Origin of the sequence: Microcoleus sp. F10-B2, assembly GCF_036704965.1 — a bacterium.
GTDB lineage: Bacteria > Cyanobacteriota > Cyanobacteriia > Cyanobacteriales > Microcoleaceae > Microcoleus.
On the sequence record NZ_JAUBTB010000183.1, the window covers coordinates 1 to 4,805 of the forward strand.

A 4,805-nucleotide genomic window follows, 5' to 3' on the forward strand; every position below is an offset into this window, starting at 1 on the left:
TAGGGTTGCATTGATGATTTTCCTCTAAATAGTTTTACTTTACTAAGTGTACCTCATAATTATGAAAAACGCTATAGAAGATTTACTTTGATATGTTGCAGCTTATTTTTATATATTTATCCTGCCCTTAAAGTTTTAATTCGTCGGGTGCGCTAACGCAGTGTAACGCACCGCCAGCCTAGTACAGCATTTGAGCTAAGTAAAAGATTTACCTGAAGATGTTAGCTTGCGCTGTTTCTTTGCACGTTGAAAGAATGCGCCGATCGTTTGAGCTAATTGTGCGAATAGAATGCAGATTGGTTAGCTGAGTATTGATTTCAACTGTTTGAATCTTTCCGGCTGAGATTGCCTTCCCGTACAGTGTATTTCCCTGGATTTTACCAGTGAAGCACGCAAAGTCCGATCGCGGCGCGTAGATTGCACCAACTACCCGATCGTTCTGGCGTTGAAACACAATGTAGTTTTGAAGAACTTGGTTGGGCTGTGGCGAATCTCCGTACAGGTAAATACCATCTGGCAAAGCAGCAACATTAGTCTTAGATGGGTTTTGTTGTGCTTGAATCGGTTGTTGCTGAATGCCAACACCAATTAGTGTCAGAGGACAAATAAAGGCTGTTGCGAGTAGTTTCCATTTCCCTTTAACAGATGCAGGTAAAATCATTTCTGCTTCTCCTTGCGCGGGGTCATTTAACATATTAAAACAGTCTTCTCTAGTTAGTATATCACTCAGGTTATAATTTCTCTGTGCTAAAATCTGCCGATTGGTAGAGATTTTGAATCTGAAAGGTTGCGCTTGTTTAACACCGAAAACTTTATTTTCCCTTGTCCTCCAAGTGCCTGACCTGATTTTGATAGAATTAGAGCGAGCATAGTTTATAGTTTCATTCAATAAAACACCGATCTAAGGTTGATGCCGATGCTTTGACGGAATTATAGAAGTTTTTGGCTGAGGAACCTGTAACGCAAAGCTAGTTGCTAGGGTGGGCGGAAACACTCCGCCCACCCTTCCCAATTCACCAGGCGCTAACTTTTTGTTTGGTAGAGCACAAAACATTCTGGATAACTTCTATAGCAACAGCTTTAACTACATTAATACTTACACTATTACCCAGTTGATGATAAGCTTTCTCATCATTAGGATGCAGAATAAAAATATCGGAAAAACCTTGTAACCGCGCCGCCTCGCGGGGAGTAATCCTGCGGACTCGGTTATGATAGTAAACTCCTAATCTATTAGCATCACTGGCAACAATTGTTACCGAAATTTTCTGCGGATCTACAAATTTATAGACTTCAAAGGAAAAGTTACCGGATACAGGTTTGTATTGATTGTTGTTCCGTTGCAGGTACTTTTTTGTTACCAAGGAATCCAGGATTTCATCGAGATTGGGATGAGGAAAAAAAGTAGCTATTTGCTCTTTAGTTAATAGCTTGCCATCTTGGTCAGTTCCAAATTCTTTATTGCGCCTTTTCAATATAAAAAGATTCATTAATTCAATTTCGTCTAAACTGCACTCGCCTCGCAAACCCAGTTCCCAAGAATGAATCGAATTGCCGCCGCGATAGTCAATTAGCCGCCTACCGTGCAGTCGGCTGAAATCATTGTTAACTATGTGTTTCAATGCCTTAACAAATTCTGGCGAACAATCATATTTTGGATCGGGATTGTCTTCCAAAATATCTGCAACTGTGACAGGTTTACTTAACGGGGAAAAGAACGATAGCTGTTGATGACTAGAGGAATGCGAATCTTTTGGGCCTACGTCGGAAATTAACCCAAATTGGGGCGAAGCATTTAAAATTCCTACTAGGTAAACTCGAACGCGGTTCTGAGGTAAACTAAAGTTAGAGCTGTTGAGCAAAAAATAATCGAAGCTGTAACCTCGGCTTTTGATTTCGCCTTTAATAGTTTCGAGAGTTCTGCCGCCGTCGTGGCTGACAAGCCCCCGCACGTTCTCGAAAATAAATGCTTGAGGTTTAAAGGTATCAATTAACCTTGCAATCTCAAAAAATAGGGTGCCTCTGGTGTCTCCAAATCCCTCTTTTTTGCCAGCATAGGAGAAAGATTGGCAGGGAAATCCCGCTAGTAAAATTTCATGTTCAGGCAGTTTGTCAATTAATCGGATGTCGCCTAAAGGTGTGTCGGCAAAGTTTTTCTGGTAAACTAACTGAGCGTCGGGATTGATTTCGCTGCTTAATACGCATTCTGTTTCCAGATTCAAGGAACGAGCGGCGGATTCAAACGCTAATCTCATGCCGCCTATTCCTGAGAATAAGTCAATAAAACGGATTTTTGGCATAAAAATTTTAGTTAGTTTAGATTTTAACACCATTTCTTCAGTATACCATCTCTTTACTCCTTGTTAGGCACAAAGTAATCCCTCAAAAAATTGCAAAGTACATTAAGTTCATTGTGGGAGAATGCAACAGTGCAATGACTATATTTACACAAGGTTTTGATTGCATTTTTTCTCTCAAAGTTACCAGCACCATCAATGACATAAGCCTTTTTATAAGCTGCATTTTCAATCTGCTCAAATCTAGCTCTTGCTTGTCCAGCTTTACGTTCAATTACACTATTTGTTGTTACCTGAAAGCTAATCTCTATTGCAACAAACTTATCTTCTTTAGAAATAACCAGATCAAATGTTGTTAGTCCTTTTTCGCTTTCTTGGTCAGTATGTCTAACGCCGGGTAAATGAGCGTTAGGTCTAATAGCTATATCTATAACCCCTAAATTATCTTGTAAGTATTCTTTGACAAAGTTTTGAGCGATTTGACCTAAAGTATTGGATTGTGATCCAGAGGTTATCCGGCTAACCCAGATATATCGTTGTTTAATAAACTTATTTAATTTATCGGGTTGACCTAAGTAATTACCAATTTCACATTTAGCTAGAACCTCAGCGCTTTTTTCATTCAGTGAACTAGCGCCGAACAAAAGAATTGCTATTAAATCTTTATGTGCCAAAGATAGAGATTGATTTTGGAGTATTTTTTTACCGTCAATCCCTAGTTTATTATTGGTTAGTTGACCTGATGCTGGTAGAAAAGTGAATTGATAAGAGTAAGTTTGCAGGTTCCAAAGGTAATCTAATCTCTTTAAAGGAAACATAGAATTAAACTGACTATTCACTCTTTTTATCATTTCTCCCCCAAAGTCCGCCAGTACAATTAAATGCTTCAGGAACATATTTGCAGAAAGTGTTGAAGCTTCTACTATTTGAAATAATCCGCTTAACTCCGAAACGGGGACGCTAAGAATAGCAATAAATTGCTCTTGAGTTTCTATCAATTTTGGTATGACACTGAGTTCTGCTTCCTTTTGAGATAAGTCGGAAGGCCAGAACATAGAAGCTAACTCACGGATTTCTTCAACTGTTCTTCTGTAATTGTGAGTTGACATTTTGGGCTTTGTGTGATATTAAGTGCTGTGAGTTTGATGAGATCGCCCGCCCTTCTCGCTATTAAATGTTCGGCGGCGGTTGAGGCGATTCTTCAGGGGAGGAGGCTGGCGATCGCACTTTTCCCTATTTTTTGCTAGCCATCCACTTTTGCAGATCCTTAATCGTAAAAACTGTTTCAAAGTCCAATCCAACAGAGTGATAAAACTCCGCACCACCTTGCTCTCTGTCAATCAGCGACAACACGCGATCGACTTTATAACCCGCACCCCGCAACCGTTCCACCGCATGCATCGCCGACTTGCCCGTCGTCACCACATCCTCCAAAACCGCCACATTCGTCCCCTCTGGCAACAGTGGCCCCTCAATGTACGCCATTGTCCCGTGTCCCTTCGTCTCCTTTCGGACAATTAAAGCTGGTATAGGTCGATCGCCCAAAGCCGAAACTACGCTCACAGCAGTTACAATCGGGTCAGCACCCAAAGTCAAACCGCCCACAGCTTGCACGTCCGACGACAGCATCGACAACAGCAAACGTCCCGTTGCCAAAGCACCTTCAGCGTGCAGCGTCACAGGTTTGCAGTTAATGTAATAAGAACTTTTCTGCCCCGAAGACAGCACAAAATCGCCTTCGCGATAGGCAAACTCGCACAACAAATCTAGAAGTCGATCGCGCAACACCTTTAAATCCGCAGCATCCATAACTCACACCGTGTAAAAAACACAAATAATCCGCCGATAATCAGTTTATATTGGAATCGGAATTAATTAAGGAGGCCCAAATATATGAGTCGAAAGTTAAAAAGCCTGAGCGGCGCGTTGATTCTCGCTGTCGCCTCTGCCGCACTGGCATCAGTCAAACCAGCTCAAGCACAAACAGAGCGATTTCACCCGATTTCCGACGACTTCAACCGACAATTTTTTGAAGCTTCAGGAGACTTTTACCAAAACGTTAGCTTGCAAGGTTACTTTGGCGACTATTTAGGCATAGGTTCCCCCAGCGGCGTCGTTGCCTTTCCCGAAAAAGAAATGGAGAGGGATGCCAGTCGCGTCAACGGCCTCTACCGACGCATAATGCAGCGGCAAGTTTCCAGCGATCCGATTCTCCGCGTCCCGGATGCAGTTAATCCCTTCGATTCCTCAGTCATGGCACTGCCTCCAGCTTGCCAGCTAGCACCTCAGCCCAGCGGCTGTTTCGCCACTCCCGCCGGACTCCAAGATCAGTTTACACTTCCAACACAGCAGCAAGATTCACAGACAGATCCAGGGCCCGTTAGAGGACTTTATCAAGTATCGCCGGCCCGCAAAAATTAAGGGCAGGGTGGATTAATTGTCCCCAAGTAAATTATAATAGTCGAGCGCGAGCGGAGCGAGTCCGCTCGCGCTCGACTATCCTAAGCC

At 42.6% G+C, this 4,805-nt stretch carries 5 protein-coding genes; 1 reads left to right on the forward strand and 4 read right to left on the reverse strand.

What is annotated here, in order from left to right; genetic code table 11:
• Positions 1-208: 208 nt before the first annotated feature.
• From QUA99_RS32195 to pyrE, 4 genes are all read right to left on the reverse strand, one after another.
• A complete protein-coding gene (locus QUA99_RS32195) occupies positions 209-694 on the reverse strand; it encodes a hypothetical protein (protein WP_333245494.1) in 486 nt (161 codons plus the stop codon).
• A gap of 319 nt (positions 695-1,013) precedes the next feature.
• A complete protein-coding gene (gene dcm, locus QUA99_RS32200) occupies positions 1,014-2,333 on the reverse strand; it encodes a DNA (cytosine-5-)-methyltransferase (protein WP_333460530.1) in 1,320 nt (439 codons plus the stop codon).
• 20 nt (positions 2,334-2,353) lie between these two features.
• A complete protein-coding gene (locus tag QUA99_RS32205) occupies positions 2,354-3,406 on the reverse strand; it encodes a restriction endonuclease (protein WP_333245488.1) in 1,053 nt (350 codons plus the stop codon).
• Between the two features lie 124 nt (positions 3,407-3,530).
• Complete coding sequence (gene pyrE, locus QUA99_RS32210) at positions 3,531-4,106, reverse strand: orotate phosphoribosyltransferase (protein ID WP_333245484.1); 576 nt, start codon at positions 4,104-4,106, stop codon at positions 3,531-3,533.
• An 84-nt stretch (positions 4,107-4,190) separates the two neighbouring features.
• On the opposite strand from pyrE, the gene QUA99_RS32215 reads away from it, so the two are divergent.
• Positions 4,191-4,718, forward strand: a complete 528-nt coding sequence (locus tag QUA99_RS32215) for a hypothetical protein (protein ID WP_333245481.1) — start codon at positions 4,191-4,193, stop codon at positions 4,716-4,718.
• Positions 4,719-4,805 lie beyond the last annotated feature (87 nt).

What these genes read in the sequence shown, in the direction of transcription:
- QUA99_RS32195 (WP_333245494.1), bottom strand. Translation starts at nt 694, where the DNA reads ATGTTAAATGACCCCGCGCAAGGAGAAGCAGAAATGATTTTACCTGCA.
- dcm (WP_333460530.1), bottom strand. Translation starts at nt 2,333, where the DNA reads ATGGTGTTAAAATCTAAACTAACTAAAATTTTTATGCCAAAAATCCGT.
- QUA99_RS32205 (WP_333245488.1), bottom strand. Translation starts at nt 3,406, where the DNA reads ATGTCAACTCACAATTACAGAAGAACAGTTGAAGAAATCCGTGAGTTA.
- pyrE (WP_333245484.1), bottom strand. Translation starts at nt 4,106, where the DNA reads ATGGATGCTGCGGATTTAAAGGTGTTGCGCGATCGACTTCTAGATTTG.
- QUA99_RS32215 (WP_333245481.1), top strand. Translation starts at nt 4,191, where the DNA reads ATGAGTCGAAAGTTAAAAAGCCTGAGCGGCGCGTTGATTCTCGCTGTC.